The following is a 19,094-nucleotide window of genomic DNA, read 5'->3' as shown; positions in this document are numbered from 1 at the left end:
TCCATTGTCATACATTGAAAGAGCATGGCGCTTTCCCTCAGGGAAAAGGAATCCGACCCTGCAGACAGGAATGTATTGCAGGAAACATTCAGAGAATGGAAACGGAAATTCGATGAGGAGATAAGAGCCGGAAAGCAGCGAAGGGACAAATTCTACAATCTTTCCTGGATGGAAATAGAGCCTCTGTACACACCGCAGGAGGATTTTGATTATGATGCGAAACTCGGCAATCCCGGGCATTATCCCTACACAAGGGGTATTCACGAGAACATGTACACCGGCAAGTTATGGACCATGAGACAGTTCGCCGGTTTCGGCAGCGCAGCAGAGACAAACAGACGGTTCAAATACCTCCTTTCGCACGGCGAAACTGGACTCAGCGTGGCATTCGATTATCCGACGCTTTACGGTTACGATACCGACGATCCGCATTCCGAGGGGGAATTCGGGAAGTGCGGCGTCGCAGTCTCTTCGCTCGAGGACATGCAGGCGCTCTTCAGCGGGATACCGCTCGATAAGGTCAGCACCTCCATGACGATTAACGGCCCCGCATCCGTGCTGTGGGCCATGTACATAGCCACTGGCGAAGCGCAGAATGTGCCGAAGAGTGTGCTTAGGGGCACCATACAGAACGACGTGCTGAAGGAATACATAGCCCAGAAGAGCTTCATCTTTCCGCCTGAGCCGTCAATGAGGCTCGTGCTTGACACGTTTGAATATGGCATGAAGGAAGTTCCGCTCTGGAACACAATAAGCATAAGCGGCTACCACATCAGGGAAGCGGGCTCGACAGCCGTCCAGGAACTTGCTTTCACGCTCGCCGATGGCTTCGAGTATGTGAGACAGGGGATAGAGAGGGGACTGGACCCGAACATGTTCGTTCCGAGACTTTCGTTCTTCTTCAACGCGCACAACGACTTCTTCGAGGAGATAGCGAAATACAGGGCAGCGAGGAGGATTTGGGCACGTGAGATGAAGGAGAGATTCGGCCTGAAAAATGAGCGTGCGATGAAACTCCGTTTCCACACGCAGACTGCTGGCTGTTCTCTTACGGCCGAGCAGCCTGAAAACAACATCGTCAGGGTGGCGCTTCAGGCCATGGCCGCCGTATTCGGAGGGACACAGTCGCTGCACACGAATTCACTTGACGAAGCCCTTGCACTACCAACCGAGAAGGCAGTCAGAATAGCTCTGAGAACACAGCAGATAATAGCATATGAGAGCGGGATTCCGCGCGTGGCAGACCCGCTCGGCGGCTCCTACTATGTCGAGTGGCTGACGGACAGGATGGAGGAGGAAGCGTACGCAATATTTGACGATATTGAAGAATACGGTGGGGTCATACAGGCAATAGAGATGGGTTATTTTCAGAAGGCCATCACAGAGTCGTCGTACAGGTATCAGAGGGAGCTGGAGAAAAAAGAGAGAATCATCGTAGGCGTCAATGAGTATACAGTTGACGAGCCGCTCAATGTTCCGATTCTGAAGCTGGATCCGAAGGGTCGCGACAAGCAAATCGAGCGGTTGAAAAGACTCAGAAACGGACGGAACAAGCGCAGATTCCAGGAAGCAATGGACACGCTCAGAAAGACAGCGGAAGGAAGCGCCAACACAATGCCGGCGATCTTAGCTGCCGTAAAGGCTAAGGCGACGCTGGGTGAGGTCACAGGAGTACTGCGCGAAGTTTTCGGCGAATACAGGGAGCAGCACATTATCTGAGGTATGCAGATGCCGAGGAAGATTCGCGTTATGATTGCAAAGCCCGGCCTCGACGGTCACGACAGGGGAGCCAAAGTGGTTGCACGGGCACTGAGGGACGCGGGCATGGAGGTAATATACACGGGCCTGCACCAGACGCCCGAGCAGATCGTGCAGGCGGCGCTGCAGGAGGATGTGGATGCCATAGGACTGAGCTGTCTTTCGGGAGCGCACGATGTCCTCTTTCCAAGAGTCATGGAACTAATAAAAGAGAACGGGATGGACGTCCTTGTGACGGCCGGAGGCATCATACCCAAAGAGGACTTGCCCATGCTCAAGAAGAGCGGCATCGCTGCTGTTTTCGGACCCGGAACAGCCATAGAGGAAATTGTAAAATTTCACAGGGAACACATCAAGCAGAGAACATGAGGCAGTGATCCGTTTTGAACTTCCGCAAACTTGCCGATGACATAATGAAAGGCGACAGGAAATCCGCCGCAAGACTCATTTCACTTGTGGAGGACGAGGAAGAGGGATGCGGCGAGGCGATGAAGCTCCTCTACGAACATGCGAGGGGCGTGCCTGTGCTTGGCATAACGGGTCCCCCGGGAGTAGGGAAGAGCACCATCGTGCTCGAGATAGCGAAGAGAATGAGGGCTCAGGGAATGAAGCTGGGCATTGTCGCCATTGACCCCACGAGCCCCATTACAGGCGGCGCGATACTCGGTGACAGGATCAGGATGACAGAACTCTTTGCTGATCCTGGCGTATTCATAAGGAGCATGGGAAGCAGGGGCGGCAGCGGAGGCCTTTCGTCACAGGCAGGCAGCGTGGTGAGGATACTCGATGCGCTGGGATGCGACACCATAATAGTTGAAACAGTCGGCGCCGGACAGACGCAGGTAGACATAATGGGCATGGCAGACACGATAGTTGTTGTGACGATGCCGGGCACCGGAGATGAGGTGCAGTCAATAAAGGCAGGTCTGCTAGAAATTGCAGACATCTACGTAGTCAACAAATGCGATTTGACTGGCGCAATGAGGACTGTGAGCGATATCAGGTCCATGCTGGATCTCGTAGAAGACTGGCATGGATGGAAACCGCCTGTTCTGCAGACCAATGCGCGCGAAGGAAAGGGCATCAGCGAACTGTTCGACAGCATACAGAAACATCATGCATTCGCCGGTGATTCTGAACATCTCGCATCGAGGAAAAAGGCGCAGCTCAGGAGAGAGCTGCAGGAGCTCGTTTCCAGGGACATCACCAGGAAGATTTTTGACAACATCGGCATGAAGGAGCTCGATGATATGCTCTGCAGCATGCTGGAGAGAAAGTCAAGTCCTTATTCAGAAGCTGAGCGCATGACGGCAGAACTGGTGAGAAAGAAGCACGTGACAGCGAGATGATCGGGCTTAGAACCATTCCGCACGGCCGCGGATGCAATAAAAGTGTTATAAAGATGGAATATATCGAATCACTTACTGCCGGGATGACAGAGCGGCCATGTGGCAGACTGCAGTATAAATTGTCGACATCTGCAGACAGGAGTTCAAATCTCCTTCCCGGCTCTTTGCCCATGGTTTGAGTGAGATAGAGCGTCTGAGACTTGGTGTTTGCCGGCAATGCGAAAATAACTAAACTATATAATAATAGATAAATATATAATTGAATTTGCGAATTTCCCAAAAATCATTTATAGGATGAGCACGTTTTAGGAAATATGTTTTCGACAAAGAACATGAAAAGCAGAAAGGGAGCGATGGCAGGAAAGACAATTGCAGTTGCAGTCATAATAATATTCATAGTAGCTGCCGTTGCGGGAGCACTGTATCTCACTTCCAGCAAACATCCTACTTCATCGTCTAAAACCACACTTACAATAAACTGGAGTCTGGCCGGAACGGAGGGCGCTTACATGTCGACGAAGGTTATTCCCATGTTTGAGAGGGCATATCCAAACATAACCGTGAAATATTCGACATTGAGCGCATCAACAATTATCAGCTCATTACTGTCCCAGGAATCTGCCCACCATGTAAGCGTCAATATTATCGAGGAAGACAATCTGGAGATGGGAGCACTCGTTTCCCAGGGTCTGGTAACACCGCTCAACCCCTATCTCAGCCAGCTTGAAGCAATGAATGGCGGCACAACGGGAACAACATCGAGCGGGACCATCATACCTGCATACTACAAAGAGGGGCTTTTCAACGGCACATACTACTTCTTCCCGTTCAGGGGAAACGTTCAGCTTGCATATTACAACCAGTCTGCTTTGACAAAGGCAGGCGCTACGGTTCAGCCGACCAACGCCACGAATCTGATGACTGATATGGTGCTTCTCAACAGTAAGGGGTATTCTCATCCGTTCAACATGCAGGGACACGGCGGCGCGAGCACACCGACACAGGTATTTCAGTGGATGGCCGAGTTTGGCGGTAATCCGATGGTCTTCAATGACACCGGAGACATTGCGGCACTTACATACCTGCAGAACATGATGAGAGCGGGACTCATGTCACCGAACAATGCGACAGGTTACTGGGGCTCATACAAGGGACTTGTGTCCGACAATTATCAATACATTAACCAGTGGCCCTATGTCACCAGCCTTCTGGGAGGACTGGGAATGAACAACACGACATTCGCACCCAGCAGCGGAACCAGATATAACCTTGGAGTGGCACCGGTATTTGCAGGTCCAAACAACAACGCACAATACGTCGTCGGCGGAGATGTTCTGGGCATACCGGCCAACTCACCGAATGTGTGGGCTTCTCTTGACTGGCTGAAATTTGTGAACAGCTATCAGATTCAGAGAGATCTTCTGATGAACCTGAGCTGGCCCGTGGTCAATGAGCTTGCATACAACAATCTGCCTTCCAGCATCAGCTATCTGTTCAACTATTTCCATTATGAGGAAACCCACGGCATATTCAGGCCTGCGGTGCCATGGATGACACAGTGGAACTCTGTGTTTGACGTGGCGTGGGGAGTAATAATCGGCAGCAACGGCAATGTGACCAAGGCACTTGGCCAGGCACACTCCAGCATGCTGAATTACCTCAAGATATACTATTCCAGCGATGTCTCCCCATACCAGAGCGGAGCGTACTATCCGTCGGGCAACTACACAGGTCCCACATGAAGTGAGATGATGCTGTTTTGCGAAGCAGAGCCATAAGATTCCTGAAACGGAATCTGATGGAAATCCTTTTTCTTTTACCTCTTTTATCTATGGTTTCTGTCATTACGATTTATCCTATCCTCAGCGGTATCTTCCTCGGCTTTTCAGAATTCTCAGGTAAGGTGGGACTGGCCAATTACAGATATGTATTTTCCACGTACGGCGTTGTTGACGCGATAATAAACACGGTGTTAATTGTTGTTACAGCCCTGACCATCCAGTTCCTGCTCGCCCTATTGACAGCGCTGCTCCTCAACAGGGATTTCCGCGGAAGGGGCTTTTTCAGAACGGTCATAATGGTGCCTTTCGGCGTGGCCACGGTGGTGAGCGGTATAGCCTTCACATTCATTTTCTCACCATCAGGGTGGTATCTGAATTCAATGCTGATTCACCTGGGCCTGATAAGCACAAGCATTGACTGGATAAGACCGATTCCAAGAGCAATCATTTCAATAGCTCTTGCGGATTCCTGGAAAAACTTTCCACTCATCATGCTCATATTGCTGGGGGGGCTGTCGTCGATTCCGCAGAGCCAGTATGAGTCTGCTGCGATAGACGGAGCCGGTTTCATAAAACAATTTGTCTACATCACCCTTCCGGGCCTGTATCCGTTCATCATGATAGCCGTAACAATCAGACTGATACAGGAAGTCAATATACTGTCTCTGCCGCTCGTGCTTACGGGATATACGCCTGCATTCCTTGGAACACTGTCATTCCAGATTTACGAGTCGTTCAGTCTGGGTTCTGCAAATCAGGCTGCCGCCGTTGCCACAATATTGCTTGGCATAGTGGTATTGCTCGTCACTTTGTACATCTTCGTTTCCAGAAGACTTGGCATGGAGGGGTAGACATATGGCCGGCACGAGAAGGACAGTGCGGGATGGCGTGTGGTATCTGCTTTTGCTGATTATAACCGGGTTTGTACTCTTTCCGGTCTACCTTATTTTCCTTGTTGCGTTTGCCGATAAACGCCAGGTATTCGTCAGCGTACCCACGCTCATACCCACCACTTATACACTTTCAAATCTGACCTTTGCCATTCATACACTCAATATAGTCGGCCCCCTGTCTATGAGCGTTGAGACTGCGACAATGGTTGCCCTTATCTGTCTGGCGGTCGGCGTACCTGCGGCATATTCTATTTCCAAACTGCCTGCAAGAATAAGGTATGCAATGATAATGTTCCTCTTCGTTACTGAAATGGTTCCCGAGATACAGATTGCGGTTCCGATTGCCGCGCTCTTCATAAGACTCGGGCTGATGAATACTGCCCTTGGCCTTGCGCTGGCACAGAGTTCCATAGCCATACCGATGATAACATACATACTGGTGGGAACGTTCAGGACGATTCCGCCGAATCTGGCCCAATCTGCTGCGATAGACGGAGCACCTAAGTGGAGAACGTTCGCTTCGGTGGAACTGCCGCTTGCTCTGACAGGCGTTTCCGTGGCCGCCATACTGGCATGGCTCTTTTCATGGGACGAATTCATATTTGCAGAAATACTTGTGCCCTTCAACCAGACAATACCGCCGAAGATTTTTTATTATATAACGAGAGGAGCGGGAGGCATACCCGCTGCAGACGCCTATTCAATTATACTGATTCTGCCGGTCATTGCAATGACTTTTTTCCTGCAGAAATATCTGAGAAGCGACGTCATGGCCGGAGCGCTGAAGTGAGTGTGATAAGTTGGCAAAAGTCACCATAGACAACATCGTAAAAACATTCGGAACGACAGAAGTTCTGAAAAACATAAATCTGGAAATCAAAGACGGTGAATTTTTCATATTGCTCGGTCCGTCAGGCTGCGGCAAAACGACGCTGCTCAGGATCATAGCGGGACTGTCTGAACAGAGCGGTGGCCGTCTGATCATTGGCGACAGAGATGTTTCCGAGCTTTCGCCGCGTGAGCGGAACATAGCCATGGTATTCCAGGATTATGCATTGTATCCGCACATGACCGTCGAAGGGAATATTTCATTCCCACTGAAAATGGCGAAGATGCGTGCCGACGAGATAAAGAAACGGGTAGCCGCCATTACTCAACTGCTGAGGATAGGAGACTTTCTCAAAAAAAAGCCGAAGGAACTGTCCGGGGGGCAGAGGCAGAGAGTAGCCATTGGAAGGGCGCTAGTCAGATCACCGAATGTGCTTTTGATGGATGAACCGCTGTCGAATCTGGACGCAAAACTCAGAACAACCATGCGTTTTGAGATAAAGCGCATACAGAGGGAGACGGGCATCACCGTGATTTACGTGACGCACGATCAGGTCGAGGCCATGACGATGGGGGACAGAATAGCAATACTCAACGAAGGCGTAGTCAAACAGTGCGGAACACCCTTCGACATCTTCCATAAACCGGTGGACTCTTTTGTGGCAACCTTCACAGGCTCGCCGCCAATGAACATACTCGACACACCCTATGTAAGGAAGCAGCTGGGCATAAAGGACGATGTGCTTGTGGGCGTAAGACCAAGGGCTGTTAGTCTTTCGCCTGCGGGCGGCGGTGCGATCATTGAGGCAAAGCACATAGGGACCGATCTTCTGGGAAACGAACTGCTTGTACACACTACGGTGGCAGATGATGATTTTATATTCCTCACAAGCATCAATGAGCGCGACGCAATCGTAGACAATCTGAAACTGTACATCAGGCAGGAAAACATATATCTTTTCGAGCGCGCAACCGGAAGCGCGATCAAATTCGGCCAGGCAGAGTGATCAGGCCATATCAATCGATTTTCTCTTCACCACTCTTTTCTCGAGCTCGCGTGCATCCACTTCCACGCCCGTTCCGTGACCTTTCGGCACTTCCATCAGGCCGCTGCCATTCATTTCAAAAGGATGCGTAATAATATCCCTCGTAAAATAGCGCGAACTCGGAGAGGTGTCGCCGGGGAACCTGACGTTCGGCAGTGTGTTCAGTGCCACATTGAATGCCCTGCCTATACCGGTCTCCAGCATGCCGCCTATCCAGACAGGAATCTTTGATTTCATCGCTATGTCATGCACTTCGAGCGAGGCGGACAGACCGCCGACCCGTCCTGCCTTGATGTTCACTATTCTGCCTGATCCGAGTTTGCTCATGAGACGCACACTTTCCGGCCCCTTTATGCTCTCGTCCAGACAGATTGGAGTCGAGAGCTTTCGCTGCAGCAGAGAGTGCCCGTACAGGTCGTCGTAGTCCAGTGGCTGCTCAATCATCTGCAGTCCGAAGCGATCCAGTTTACCCAGCTTCGTGAAATCTGAAGTGGTGTAGGCGGCATTGGCATCCACCTGAAGCGGAATATCCGGGAACGATTTTCTGACTTTTCCGAGGACGCTGGTGTCCCATCCGGGCCTGATTTTTATCTTGATTCTCCTGTATCCTGCATCCAGGCTGTTAGAAATGACGCCGAGGAGAGCGTCCGGCGTCTTCTGAATGCCTATGCTGATACCACATTCTATGCGTGTCCTGCGGCCGCCGATCACCTTGCTCAGAGGGCGTCCGGCGCGTCTGGCAAATAAATCCCATATGGCCATCTCGATGCATGCCTTTGCCATATTATGACCGCGCACTCTCTTTGTCACTGAAATGAAGTCTGCCGGGGTATGCAGCTCTACCCCCTTAAGGGAAGGCAGCAGATAGCTGTGCATTACATCCCATGCCTGCCTGTTGTATTCATAGGAATAATAGGGAGATGGTTCCGCGACACATTCACCGTATGACTCCATCCCGTCACTTTCGATTCTCGCCAGTATCGCCTCCTTAACACGTGTCATACCGAAACTCGTTTCAAAGGGGCTTACCAGCGGCAGGCGTACAATCATGAGGTCTGCCCTGTCTATCACTACGGAATCTGACAGCTTCCTGCCAGTGTCTGCTGCATCAGTCACTCATATCACCTTATATGGAGCGTGTTCAAGGTCCGATTTTATCCTTTCAAGCAACGAGATGAACATCTCCCTTGTCAATATTCCGGTATTTGTATTTCGCGGACTCGGATGGTATGAGACGTATATCGCCGGCATATGCGGTATGCTGTAGACAGCACCGTGACGGAACACCATCGGGCCCATGCCCTGTACAGCTCTGCCTTTGATGAATCGGAGATAAGAATCGAATGCAAACTTGCCCAGAAGCAGAACCACCCTGGCACGAGACAGCAGCTTCAGTTCCCTTTCAAGGAAGGGATAGCAGTTTGACGCTTCGGATGGCGTTGGTACGTTATCCGGCGGTACGCATCTGACAGCGGCGAGCATGTAGGCGTTGATCATCTGCAGACCGTCATCAATAGCGTCTGAATTCGGCTGGTTGGTGAAACCTGCTTCATGAAGGCATGAAACAAGAAACTTGGCTGATAGATCGCCGGTAAATACTCTGCCTGTCCTGTTTCCTCCGTGGGCTGCGGGCGCTAGACCTATGATCACAAGCTCTGCCAGTGGATCGCCGAATCCGGGGACAGGTTTCGCCCAGTAATCCCAGTCGCTGTATCTGCGTGTTCTCTTGGCGGCAACCGCCTCTCTGAAACTGACGAGCCTCCGGCACTTCCTGCAGCAGACGATATCGCGCCTGAGTCTGTCGAAATTATCCACATCGGCCATTTTCACCATCATTTACACCGTATACGAGCCTGAAATACACAATCCGGCTATAACGACCTCGGCAACTTTTCGCCGGCAATCCGGCTGATTCATGACGTTTGTCAAGGCTGTCCGCCGCAGTCCTGCCTGTAGTTGTCAGTTGCCGACAGTGTTCCTGTCCCGCCATGAGTGCTGTGTTTTCGATTGAGCAATCAGCAGGGAAATCTGCGCCGACACGCGTCAGGACCATGACGAAAGTCTGAAGGCAGAAGGGCACTGGGAGCTGATGCAGCATGCAGAGCAGCGTGGCTTTCTGGCGTTGCATACTTTGCGTCCGTGAGCTATCAGCAGAGTGGTGAAATTGCCCCATTCCATGTTTGGTATTGCAGCCATCAGGTCCTTCTCAATGATATCCGGCCTTGTCGCTTCTGAAAGACCAAGTCTTCTGCTCAGCCTCGCAACGTGAGTGTCTACTGCAACACCCTCATTGATGCCGAAGGCGACGGAGAGCACGACGTTCGCTGTTTTTCTGGCAACACCTCGCAGCGTCAGCAAATCCTCCATTCTTGCCGGAACGTGCCCATCGTAGCGTGAGGAAAGAGCAGCCGCAGTCTCCCTGATGCTGCGTGCCTTTTGCCTGTAATAGCCGCACGGCCTGATGAGGCGTTCAATTTCGCTCAATTTCGTTCTTGCAAGAACGCCGGGTACAGGAAGACGGGAGAAGAGTTCTTGAGTGACGGAATTCACTGTTCTGTCGGTCGACTGAGCTGACAGTATGGTGGCGATAAGCAGTTCTTCCGGCGTTGTGAAATTCAGCTCGCACTTGGCATCTGGATAGTTCCTCTTGAGTGTGGACAGTATCAGTGCAACCCTTGAAGAGCGTTTACGCCGGGATTCGGCGCCCCTTTTACCAGCCATGGCCTGACTCGACAATACTTCCTTCAACTCAATCTTTGCGTGCCGGGAACCTGTCTTCGTGCAATATCATCCATGTTCCTATGCCGCTGGCACACAGCACTCCGTCAGCATCAGTAAGATCCATTTTGACGACCACTATATTTTTCCCGGCCCTGATCACTTCGGCAGCGCAGTACATGTTGCCCTTCTTCACTGGTTCCAGAAAATTGACCTTCAATTCTATTGTGACCTGATTCTTGCCGGTGTTGACCGTGGCGGTGGCCGTGCCACCGGCCGCATCCATCAGCGTGCATATCGCACCGCCGTTGACTATACCGCCGTGTCTGAGAACACGATCGCTGCCCGGCAGCATCAGTTTGGCGTGCCCCTTTTCCATTTCAAGGACCTGAACGTCGAGGCTCCGCAGATAAGGATCTCCTCGTATTATTGAAGCGATTGAGCCGAATATGCCACTGTCTTCCTTGCGATCCATGAAACCGGAAAACACAATACGCATAAAAGGTTTGATGCCCGGGAAACAATCGCGCCGGCTCCGCAGGCCTCGTTGACCGGTTGCTCATGCACGTCAGTTCAATAGCCTCGAGAGAACATAGTGCAAAATGCCGCCGTGCGTGTAGTATTCCACCTCTATCTCCGTATCTATGCGCACGTCGAGAGTGGTACTTTCCACGCTGTGGGTTTTAGCGTTACTGAACGACAGTTTTGCCTTTGCCCTTGGCGTCAGCCTGTCCGGCAGTTCTATTGTCACCGTTTCCGCAACGTCGATGTCGAGCGACCGCACGTCTTCCCCGGGGCTGAACTGAAGCGGAAGTATGCCCATGCCAATGAGATTACTCCTGTGAATTCTTTCGAATGATTTTGCTATGACCGCATTGACTCCGAGAAGTTTCGGTCCCTTTGCCGCCCAGTCGCGCGAGCTGCCCGTGCCGTACTCCGCACCTGCGAACACGACCAGCGGAACGCCTTCATCTCTGTATCTGAGGGATGCATCGAATATTGTCATTTTTTCTCCGTCCGGGAAGTGACGCGTGAAGCCTCCTTCGACGCCTGGAACCAGAAGGTTCCTTATACGTTTGTTGGCAAATGTTCCCCTGACCATGACCTTGTCGTTTCCACGCCTCGCCCCGTAAGTATTGAAATTCGCCGCAGCGACTCCTCTGGAAATCAGATATTTTCCGGCCGGCGTTTCCGGTGAAAATGCACCAGCCGGAGAAATGTGATCGGTTGTGACAGCATCACCGAATACCGCGAGCACCCTTGCATCGCTTATTCTGATTCTCAACCGCGCCACCTGCTGCCCGACTTCCGTGAAGAAGGGCGGAAGCTGTATGTACGTGCTTTCGTCGTCCCAGGCATAGAGCGTCCCTTCCGGAGCCCGGAGTTTGTTCCATTCATCGTTTGCAGTGTCCACATCGGAATAGCGCTGCCTGAACATTTCGGGCGTAAGCGCCAGAGAAAGTGCCTTCCGTACTTCCTCATTTGAAGGCCATATGTCGCGGAGGTAGACCTTTTCCGCACCACCTCTGGAAAGAGGGTCTCTAGTGAGATCGGTGAGAACGGTTCCGGCAATGGCGAACGCCACCACGAGCGGCGGCGACATCAGGTAATTTGCCATCACATCGCCGTGAATGCGCGCTTCAAAGTTCCTGTTGCCGGAAAGAACGCTTGCGACAGACAGCTTGTTTTCAGTAATGGCCGCGGATACCGGTCCCGGAAGCGGTCCGCTGTTTCCTATACACGTCGTACAGCCGTATCCGACAAGATAGAAACCGAGTTTCTCCAGCGGTTCCATGAGACCGGCTCTCTGCAGATAATCGGTCACAACCCTGGATCCAGGTGCAAGGCTCGTCTTTACCTTCTTTTCAACTTTCAGCCCCCTCTCAACAGCATTCCTGGCAAGAAGGCCAGCAGCGATCATGACTTCCGGGTTGCTGGTATTTGTGCAGCTGGTTATTGCCGCGATCACGACATCTCCGTCTGAGATGGTGGTGTTTACCCCGGGCGGATATTCAATGCCTACGCTGCCCTTGCCCAACCGCTTCTCCTGCATCAGACTGGCATTCCGGCCGGAATCCGCAACGGCCGCAGAGCGTTGTACCGTAGGGAAGGAACTCAGGAAATTTGCACCAATATCGGCGAGATCGATTCTGGATTGCGGAAGTTTCGGTCCCGCTACACTTGGCCTGACTGCTGACAAATCCAATTCCATTGTGCTGCTGTACTTCACTTTTGAATAATCAATGACATCAAAGGCCTGCAGACGGCAATACTCTTTCACGATGGAAATATGGTCTTCAGCTCTGGCCGTGAGCCTGAGATAATCCAGCGTCTTCTCGTCGATGGGGAAGAGCGCTATTGTAGCACCGTATTCCGGACACATGTTGGTGAGCGTCGCACGGTCCGGTATGCTGAGATTTGCTATACCGGGCCCGTAAAATTCCACGAATTTGCCTACCACTTTGTGTTTACGCATCAGTTGTGTAAGCGTGAGCACGACGTCTGTTGCGGTCACACCCTCATTCATTCTGTTGACAACATGGACGCCAACGACTTCAGGCTGCGCGAAAGTGACCGGCTGATTGAGTGTCGCTGCCTCGGCCTCGATACCACCGACGCCGAAGGCCAGCACACCTATTCCGTTAACCATCGTTGTGTGCGAATCGGTGCCGACGAGCGTATCCGGATACGCCATCTCCACGCCTCCCTGAGATCGCACTGTTACGCAGGTGGCCAGATACTCAAGATTCACCTGGTGCACGATGCCCAGCGAGGGGGGCATGACTCTGAGGTTATGGAATGCGGTTGCTGCCCATTTGAGAAACAGGTAACGCTCATGGTTTCTCTTGAACTCGATTTCCCTGTTGAGCACGAACGACTCGGAAGTGCCGAAAGAGTCGACCTGAACTGAATGGTCTATCACAAGGTCTACAGGCACCTGCGGCTCAATCAGTCCTGGATCCTTTTCAAGCTTCTTTACAGCATCCCTCATCGCCGCCAGATCGACGATAGCTGGAACGCCCGTGAGATCCTGCATGAGAACTCTGGCAACCTTGAATGGAACTTCGACATCTGCAGGGGAAGTGGCGTTCCAGTTTGCCAGCGCTCTGACGTCACGCTCGGTTACGGCCTTGCCGTCCATGTTTCTTAACAGCGATTCCAGCACAATTCTTATTGAGAGCGGAAGAGTGGAGACAGGCCCGATGCCTGCCTCTTCGAGGGCCGGCAGGGAATAATAATGCAATGTCCTGCCACCTGAGCTGAAAGTTCTGAGTGTGCCCCATTCGTTGTGAAGACCCGCATCCTTTGAACGGCTGGACGTCATGGGGGTGAGTAAAGTCAATAACGATTAATGCTTTTCGAAATTTGGCGGTGCAAGGAAAGAGACATGATGTTGTTAAGGTGCGAATGCCTTCCGCATGCCTTTGAATGGTTCAATTGCCGCATTCCTGCTTCGCTGCACATGAGGAAGGACAGCGGCGTTACAGGTGTCAGATGCCGGAATCGCACTGGAGCCACCAGGGAGATTTGAACTCCCGGCCTGCTGATTGCCTGCATCAGATACAAGTCAGCCGCTCTACCGCCTGAGCTATGGTGGCGCCGATTGCACAATTCACAGATGCCATATAAAAGCGATGCTGTGCTGCCAACAAGTCGCAGTATCAGGACAGTGGGCTTCAGCCCGCAATGGAGGTAACCTCCTGAGCCTGCCCTGGGCATATCGAAGATATGCGCTCAGATTCACCTGTAGGCAAACTGTGCACGAATGCATTATATATGTTGAGAAGAAGATTTTCTTTAACGAACGAGCAGATGCGTCCGGCTAAACGGGGATCGTAAAGGGATGACAATTACATTCATGAAAAGCGTGCCACTGAAGAGGGGGCTATCACATCTGGCTCGCTGGTGGCTCCCGGTGGCCGCCATCATTTCATCACTAATCGCATTGTCAATCGTGAATGTGTTGGGGATTTTACTGCACGGAACACAGCTTGAGACGGAAATATATCTTGTGTCAACTGTATATTTCATGACGACAGCATCAGTATTGACGGTTTCATACTGGCTGAGATATGGTCAGACCGGATTCCGCCAGGATGCAGTTGTTTCGGTTGCATTTTTCCAGTTATTCCTGGTGTCGGCATTCATGCGATTTTATTCTCTTACAGTTATTTCCAACATACTGATTCCGAACATTGCAACCGAAACCTTAGTAATTCTTGCCGTTGGTATTCCCCGGACTGTAACACGGAAGCGATTCGGACGTAAACAACTGATTTTGCTGCTTCTGGGACCGTCGCTTACATCGCTTGCGTTTCTCATTTTATTATTGCTCAGTCCAGTCCACTATCTCTATTCCGCATCTAAAACCACGGCCGATCTGTCCGTACACATTGTCGCAATAGTTGCAGCCATGATTGTGGTTCTTGAAATCAGACGCCTGCACATTGTCCAGTTCAGCAAGAGTCTGACTGGCCTGTGCATTTTTGCCGGACTGCAGTCTACAGGAATTGTACTCCACCTTCTGTCCGGTGTCACGTTCGATAATGCATGGTGGCTTTCAAGCATCTTCATCTGGCTGTCTATGCTCTTTGTGGCTTGGGGCATGCTTCAGGATTACAGGTGGTTCAACAGAGATCTGAGAGGCGCGTTCAAAATCATACGTGACGGACACAGCACGCTGTCTTCAATGACGCAGAGAGAGCATGCAAGCAGTGTGATTGAGCTTATTCCGACTGTGTTTGAACAATCATCGGTATTCTGTTACACGTCGATGAACGGCATTGACTGGGAGCTTGAACTGGAGGCCATGTCATACAGCGTGCCTATGGCAAAGATGCCGGGATTGCTGAATCTCACAGACAGTGTCTCTGTACTGTCGGAGACGGATGTGACCATATCCTCTTCCCAGAATTCTGATACTGCGAGTAAACTCATGGCTGCATCCGGAGTTCCATATATTTCGGTCATCGCGAAGGCGCCCAACGGCAGATATCACATGGTGGGTATGAGGGAAAGAGACAGAGTGTGGTGGGAGAGGGCCGAAATAACGATGCTGCGCTCGATAGCCACAGGAATAGGCTTCCTTGCATTTCAGAGAGAAACTTCGGTCAGGCAGTCAAGAACGGTGACTCAGCTTCTGTCGATGATTCACGCAACAGATACGCTGTTTTCCTTATCTGAAACAGATGATCTCTATGACGCTTCAGTCAGACTGGTTTCGGACGGACTCGGGTTTGAAAATGTGGCCGTCTGGAAAGTCGAAGGCAATAACATGATTCTGCAGAGCATGGCGTGGAAAGACAGGGACCTCGGCATAATGAAGAAAGGAGCTGAATTGCCGCCCGGACGCGGCATGATCAGTCAGGTCGCACAAACCGGTGTTGCCATGCTTGCCAATGACGTGAAATCCGAGCAGACTTATTTTGACCCTGCCGGCTCCGGAACGAAGAGTGAATATGACGCACCAATAATACATCATGACAAAGTCGTGGCCGTCCTGGATATCCAGTCAAATGCGCTAAATGCATTCAACAGACTGGACACCGAAGTTATAAATTCCATGACCAGGCTGCTGTCCGTTGCAATAGAAACCAATGCACTGAAAGACGGCTTGACCATGCAGAGGAATCTGGCTGAGGCAAGAGCCGGACTGATTTCGCACGATTTGCGAAACATATTCCAGCCCATACGGATTTACATGCAGCTTCTTATGATCGATTTGTCGAAAAACAGCACTGTCGGGGCGAACGATGTCGATTACATCAGGAAGACGTTGATGTCCATTGATACTGCAACAAGCTTTCTTGAAAATACGCTGAAAATAATGAAATTGAAGGCAGGATCTATTGCCTCCTCGACCGAGCTCAACTTGAGCAGGATTGTCGAGGAATCTGCGAATCTGATAAAGCTCAACTTCGGCTCAAAGAACATAAACTTCAAATTTGATATTGCCGAGGATGCCGTTCTGGTAAAGGGGAACAGCCTGTTTGGTGAGATCTTCTCGAATCTGTTCTCTAATTCCGCCAAGTATTGCACCGGTTCAGCTGTCGAGATTGTCGTAAAAGCCGAAAGACTCAACAACGGAAGTGAACACATAGTCAGAGTGATGGTATCTGACAACGGCGGGGGCATTTCGCCAGATCGGCGCGAAACGTTATTCCACAGATTCGACACGGCTGCAAAAGGCACTGGTCTCGGTTTATCTCTTGTCAGGGAGATTGTCGAGAGTGTCGACGGGAAAATCCATGCAGAGGAACGTGTTCCCGGGGACTACACGCAGGGAACGACGTTTGTCATTGATCTGAAGTCACCAACCTGACCTGTGACCTGCTCCTTCATCACCGGTGCGGATTGCGGATATATGCCCGGAGTCCAAAGTCATTTCACCCGTTTGCAGCTCAGAAGTTTCTTTTTCGCTGAGCTTCCTCACGGAGACACCATCACCCAATATAGCGCTGTTGCCGTATGGATCGTCTATTACCAGATGGAATTTTTCGCGACCTTCTCGCATTCTCTCTATCTTGCCTAGCAGGGCCGAGCATCGCTCATAGACATCCAGTTCGGAATCGGAACTGACAAGTTTAACAACCTCGACTATTCTGTCCAGCACTCCTTCCACATTTGAGACGAAACTATCTGATGCGGCGGCAGGTTCTATCACTGCGCCTATTTCAGGCACTCTGATCGTTCCGGAATTAGATCTGAGGACCCTCGAGTTCAACAATTCAGCCGTATTTACGAAGAGCTCGCATCTCGTGGGACCTCTGTTTTCAAGCATGATCACATCCGAATGCCTGAAGCCGCACGAGGTGCAGAGATGTGTCATCTGAAGCGCATTTCCGAAATGCGGAAGACGCAGCGTAACTGAAATGTTCAAAACATTCTTCTCTCCGCACACATGACATGGTATATCCAGCCTGGTTTCCATCGGTTCACCCTCGTGCAGGGTGGCATTGCGATCGACATCATTGTCCGGAAGCCCTTTTTCCGTCATTCAATATATTGTAGAGATGCGCCGGATACTTAAACTGGAGTGAACCGGATTCATCGCGAATTCAACCGGTTCAGGCATGCACGACGAATATATCGCTCCGCTCCAGGGCCATTACATATCGGCTGAAGCCGACGCATGCGGCACGCTCAGCATTCGATAAATTCCCTTGGAGCGTCGGTGAGTATTTTCACACCGTTAGGTGTTATCACGACGTCGTCTTCAATTCTCACGCCGCCGAAACCCTGAATATACGCACCCGGCTCGACAGTGACTACCATGCCCGGTTCCAGTTTCTCCTTCCCCCTGGGCCAGAGGACAGGCTGACCATCATGCACCTGCATGCCAAGACCGTGACCGAGGCTGTGTATGAATGTTCCCTTGAACCGGGAATCATCTATAACCTTTCTTGCAGCGGCGTCAGCCTGCTTTCCGGTTACGCCCGCCTTCATGACAGAGAGCGCACTCTTCTGTGCCTCCAGCACGGTGTTGTACAGCTCCCGCTGTCTGCTGTTTGCCTTGCCGTAAACGAATGTCCTGGTGATATCAGAACAGTAACGCTGATACGTGCCGCCGAAGTCTGCGAGAACGAAGCTGCCCTTCTTCAGCCTGACGCCTCCTGGGGAGTAATGCGGTATGGCGCTTGTTCTGCCGAACGAAACAATAGGCGGGAACGAAGGACTTTCGCTGCCTTCCTCGTAGAGCGCCACAGATATAGACGAGGACAGTTCCCTTTCAGTCATTCCATCTTTCAGCATCTCCGGTATGCTGGCGGCAACCTTTGATGCGATTCTGCACGAAACGGAGAGGCGCCTGAGCTCATGCTCGTCCTTCACCGCCCTGCATTGTGATATCGCCTTGCTGCAGTCAACGATCTTTCCCCTGAAATTCTTTCTGACACGTCTGTAACCGTCATGCGTGAGGGCTGGAAAATTCATGCCTATGCTGCCGAATCCCGAGAGTTTGCGCCGAAGACTGGAATCGAACTCGTCAGCGCCTTTTGCGACGGTGACCGATGCATCGGTCCCGGAGAGTGCGCTAGCTTCGAGAGGCGATGTTATGACACTCAGCTTTTTCTTCTCGATTATTAAAGCCGAACCTTCAAAAACACCGGAATCCGCCTGGACGAAATACCTGAAGTTCTGATCGACATGCGTATCGTGACCATTGACTATGACGACAGCGTCTGTCCTGTCGCCGATGAACTCAAACAGTCTTGCATTCCTGCTCTTCATGTCCAGTCAATGGAGATTGTGATATAAATTGTTACCAGAACTTAAAACGGCACGTTTAACATATCGCAGCAGCTACCTCAGCCTGTGAGATACAGGCTCCTTGAACATACTGCCGACATACGGATTGAAGCCTTCGGAAAAGACATAAATGAGATATTCGAAAACTCTGCGTACGCACTGTTTGACCAGATAACAGACATAGGAATTGTCCGGAAAAAGGGAACTGAATCCATAACACTTGAGGCAGGCTCACAGGATACGCTGCTCGTAGACTATCTGAGCGAACTTATATTTCTCTGCAGTACGATGCATTTCCTCTTTTGTGATTTCTCAGTCAGGGTGAATGGACTCCGGCTGTCTTCCACCGTAAAAGGTGAGAAAATCGACAGGCGAAGACATGTGCTGAAGGATGATGTGAAGGCGGTGACATACCACATGCTTGAATTAAATATTGATAAGGGTTACGCACGTTTCATAATAGATGTCTGAGGC

Annotated in this window: 16 protein-coding genes and 2 tRNA genes; 10 read left to right on the top strand and 8 right to left on the bottom strand. The window is 51.2% G+C overall.

Annotated elements, in window-relative coordinates; all coding sequences use genetic code 11:
* Nucleotides 1–24: 24 nt before the first annotated feature.
* From KIS30_02650 to KIS30_02615, 8 genes are all read left to right on the top strand, one after another.
* A complete protein-coding gene (locus KIS30_02650) occupies nucleotides 25–1,719 on the top strand; it encodes a methylmalonyl-CoA mutase family protein (protein MBX8645644.1) in 1,695 nt (564 codons plus the stop codon).
* A 3-nt stretch (nucleotides 1,720–1,722) separates the two neighbouring features.
* Nucleotides 1,723–2,127, top strand: coding sequence for a cobalamin B12-binding domain-containing protein (locus KIS30_02645; GenBank protein MBX8645643.1), 405 nt, complete (start codon nucleotides 1,723–1,725; stop codon nucleotides 2,125–2,127).
* A 14-nt stretch (nucleotides 2,128–2,141) separates the two neighbouring features.
* Nucleotides 2,142–3,107 (top strand): methylmalonyl Co-A mutase-associated GTPase MeaB, encoded by a 966-nt coding sequence (gene meaB, locus KIS30_02640; protein MBX8645642.1) that lies wholly within the window; start codon nucleotides 2,142–2,144, stop codon nucleotides 3,105–3,107.
* Nucleotides 3,108–3,184: 77 nt separating this feature from the next.
* A tRNA-Cys gene (locus KIS30_02635) sits at nucleotides 3,185–3,269 on the top strand.
* 152 nt (nucleotides 3,270–3,421) lie between these two features.
* Nucleotides 3,422–4,849 (top strand): extracellular solute-binding protein, encoded by a 1,428-nt coding sequence (locus KIS30_02630; protein ID MBX8645641.1) that lies wholly within the window; start codon nucleotides 3,422–3,424, stop codon nucleotides 4,847–4,849.
* Nucleotides 4,850–4,938: 89 nt separating this feature from the next.
* On the top strand, nucleotides 4,939–5,739 hold the full coding sequence (locus KIS30_02625) for a sugar ABC transporter permease (protein MBX8645640.1): 801 nt from the start codon (nucleotides 4,939–4,941) through the stop codon (nucleotides 5,737–5,739).
* Between the two features lie 4 nt (nucleotides 5,740–5,743).
* Nucleotides 5,744–6,571, top strand: a complete 828-nt coding sequence (locus tag KIS30_02620; protein ID MBX8645639.1) for a carbohydrate ABC transporter permease — start codon at nucleotides 5,744–5,746, stop codon at nucleotides 6,569–6,571.
* A 10-nt stretch (nucleotides 6,572–6,581) separates the two neighbouring features.
* A complete protein-coding gene (locus tag KIS30_02615; protein ID MBX8645638.1) occupies nucleotides 6,582–7,616 on the top strand; it encodes an ABC transporter ATP-binding protein in 1,035 nt (344 codons plus the stop codon).
* On the opposite strand, the gene menC is transcribed toward KIS30_02615, so the two are convergent.
* From menC to KIS30_02585, 6 genes are all read right to left on the bottom strand, one after another.
* A complete protein-coding gene (gene menC / locus KIS30_02610; protein ID MBX8645637.1) occupies nucleotides 7,617–8,771 on the bottom strand; it encodes an o-succinylbenzoate synthase in 1,155 nt (384 codons plus the stop codon). It abuts the gene before it with no gap.
* Nucleotides 8,772–9,479, bottom strand: coding sequence for a uracil-DNA glycosylase (locus KIS30_02605; protein MBX8645636.1), 708 nt, complete (start codon nucleotides 9,477–9,479; stop codon nucleotides 8,772–8,774).
* Nucleotides 9,480–9,698: 219 nt separating this feature from the next.
* Nucleotides 9,699–10,376 (bottom strand): endonuclease III, encoded by a 678-nt coding sequence (nth, locus tag KIS30_02600; protein MBX8645635.1) that lies wholly within the window; start codon nucleotides 10,374–10,376, stop codon nucleotides 9,699–9,701.
* A gap of 28 nt (nucleotides 10,377–10,404) precedes the next feature.
* Nucleotides 10,405–10,848, bottom strand: coding sequence for a PaaI family thioesterase (locus KIS30_02595; protein MBX8645634.1), 444 nt, complete (start codon nucleotides 10,846–10,848; stop codon nucleotides 10,405–10,407).
* 93 nt (nucleotides 10,849–10,941) lie between these two features.
* Complete coding sequence (gene acnA / locus KIS30_02590; protein ID MBX8645633.1) at nucleotides 10,942–13,698, bottom strand: aconitate hydratase AcnA; 2,757 nt, start codon at nucleotides 13,696–13,698, stop codon at nucleotides 10,942–10,944.
* Nucleotides 13,699–13,883: 185 nt separating this feature from the next.
* Nucleotides 13,884–13,972 (bottom strand) — tRNA-Thr (locus tag KIS30_02585).
* A 431-nt stretch (nucleotides 13,973–14,403) separates the two neighbouring features.
* Between KIS30_02585 and KIS30_02580 the strand changes: the two genes are divergently transcribed.
* Nucleotides 14,404–16,695, top strand: a complete 2,292-nt coding sequence (locus KIS30_02580; protein MBX8645632.1) for a GAF domain-containing protein — start codon at nucleotides 14,404–14,406, stop codon at nucleotides 16,693–16,695.
* Here the strand turns inward: KIS30_02580 and KIS30_02575 are convergent.
* Together KIS30_02575 and KIS30_02570 are read right to left on the bottom strand one after the other, a co-directional pair.
* A complete protein-coding gene (locus tag KIS30_02575) occupies nucleotides 16,684–17,370 on the bottom strand; it encodes a ZPR1 zinc finger domain-containing protein (protein MBX8645631.1) in 687 nt (228 codons plus the stop codon). The two genes, KIS30_02580 and KIS30_02575, sit on opposite strands and share 12 nt — an antisense overlap.
* A 146-nt stretch (nucleotides 17,371–17,516) precedes the next feature.
* On the bottom strand, nucleotides 17,517–18,602 hold the full coding sequence (locus KIS30_02570; GenBank protein ID MBX8645630.1) for a Xaa-Pro peptidase family protein: 1,086 nt from the start codon (nucleotides 18,600–18,602) through the stop codon (nucleotides 17,517–17,519).
* Between the two features lie 84 nt (nucleotides 18,603–18,686).
* Here KIS30_02570 and KIS30_02565 point away from each other — a divergent pair, with 84 nt between their 5' ends.
* The gene (locus KIS30_02565; protein ID MBX8645629.1) at nucleotides 18,687–19,091 is read left to right on the top strand and encodes an archease; all 405 of its coding nucleotides are present in this window, start codon (nucleotides 18,687–18,689) and stop codon (nucleotides 19,089–19,091) included.
* Nucleotides 19,092–19,094: the final 3 nt, after the last annotated feature.

Origin of the sequence: Candidatus Sysuiplasma acidicola, from assembly GCA_019721035.1 — an archaeon.
In the GTDB taxonomy this organism is placed as follows: Archaea; Thermoplasmatota; Thermoplasmata; order Sysuiplasmatales; family Sysuiplasmataceae; genus Sysuiplasma; species Sysuiplasma acidicola.
The sequence above is the reverse complement of the archived record's forward strand: the minus strand, read 5'-3'. Positions and strand labels throughout refer to the sequence as shown.

Coding starts and splice junctions, on each gene's coding strand:
- nth (MBX8645635.1), bottom strand. CDS start 10,376: ATGGCTGGTAAAAGGGGCGCCGAATCCCGGCGTAAACGCTCTTCAAGG.
- KIS30_02605 (MBX8645636.1), bottom strand. CDS start 9,479: ATGGCCGATGTGGATAATTTCGACAGACTCAGGCGCGATATCGTCTGC.
- KIS30_02625 (MBX8645640.1), top strand. CDS start 4,939: ATGGTTTCTGTCATTACGATTTATCCTATCCTCAGCGGTATCTTCCTC.
- KIS30_02580 (MBX8645632.1), top strand. CDS start 14,404: ATGACGACAGCATCAGTATTGACGGTTTCATACTGGCTGAGATATGGT.
- KIS30_02570 (MBX8645630.1), bottom strand. CDS start 18,602: ATGAAGAGCAGGAATGCAAGACTGTTTGAGTTCATCGGCGACAGGACA.
- KIS30_02630 (MBX8645641.1), top strand. CDS start 3,422: ATGTTTTCGACAAAGAACATGAAAAGCAGAAAGGGAGCGATGGCAGGA.
- acnA (MBX8645633.1), bottom strand. CDS start 13,698: ATGACGTCCAGCCGTTCAAAGGATGCGGGTCTTCACAACGAATGGGGC.
- KIS30_02595 (MBX8645634.1), bottom strand. CDS start 10,848: ATGGATCGCAAGGAAGACAGTGGCATATTCGGCTCAATCGCTTCAATA.
- KIS30_02645 (MBX8645643.1), top strand. CDS start 1,723: ATGCAGATGCCGAGGAAGATTCGCGTTATGATTGCAAAGCCCGGCCTC.
- KIS30_02620 (MBX8645639.1), top strand. CDS start 5,744: ATGGCCGGCACGAGAAGGACAGTGCGGGATGGCGTGTGGTATCTGCTT.
- KIS30_02575 (MBX8645631.1), bottom strand. CDS start 17,370: ATGACGGAAAAAGGGCTTCCGGACAATGATGTCGATCGCAATGCCACC.
- KIS30_02650 (MBX8645644.1), top strand. CDS start 25: ATGGCGCTTTCCCTCAGGGAAAAGGAATCCGACCCTGCAGACAGGAAT.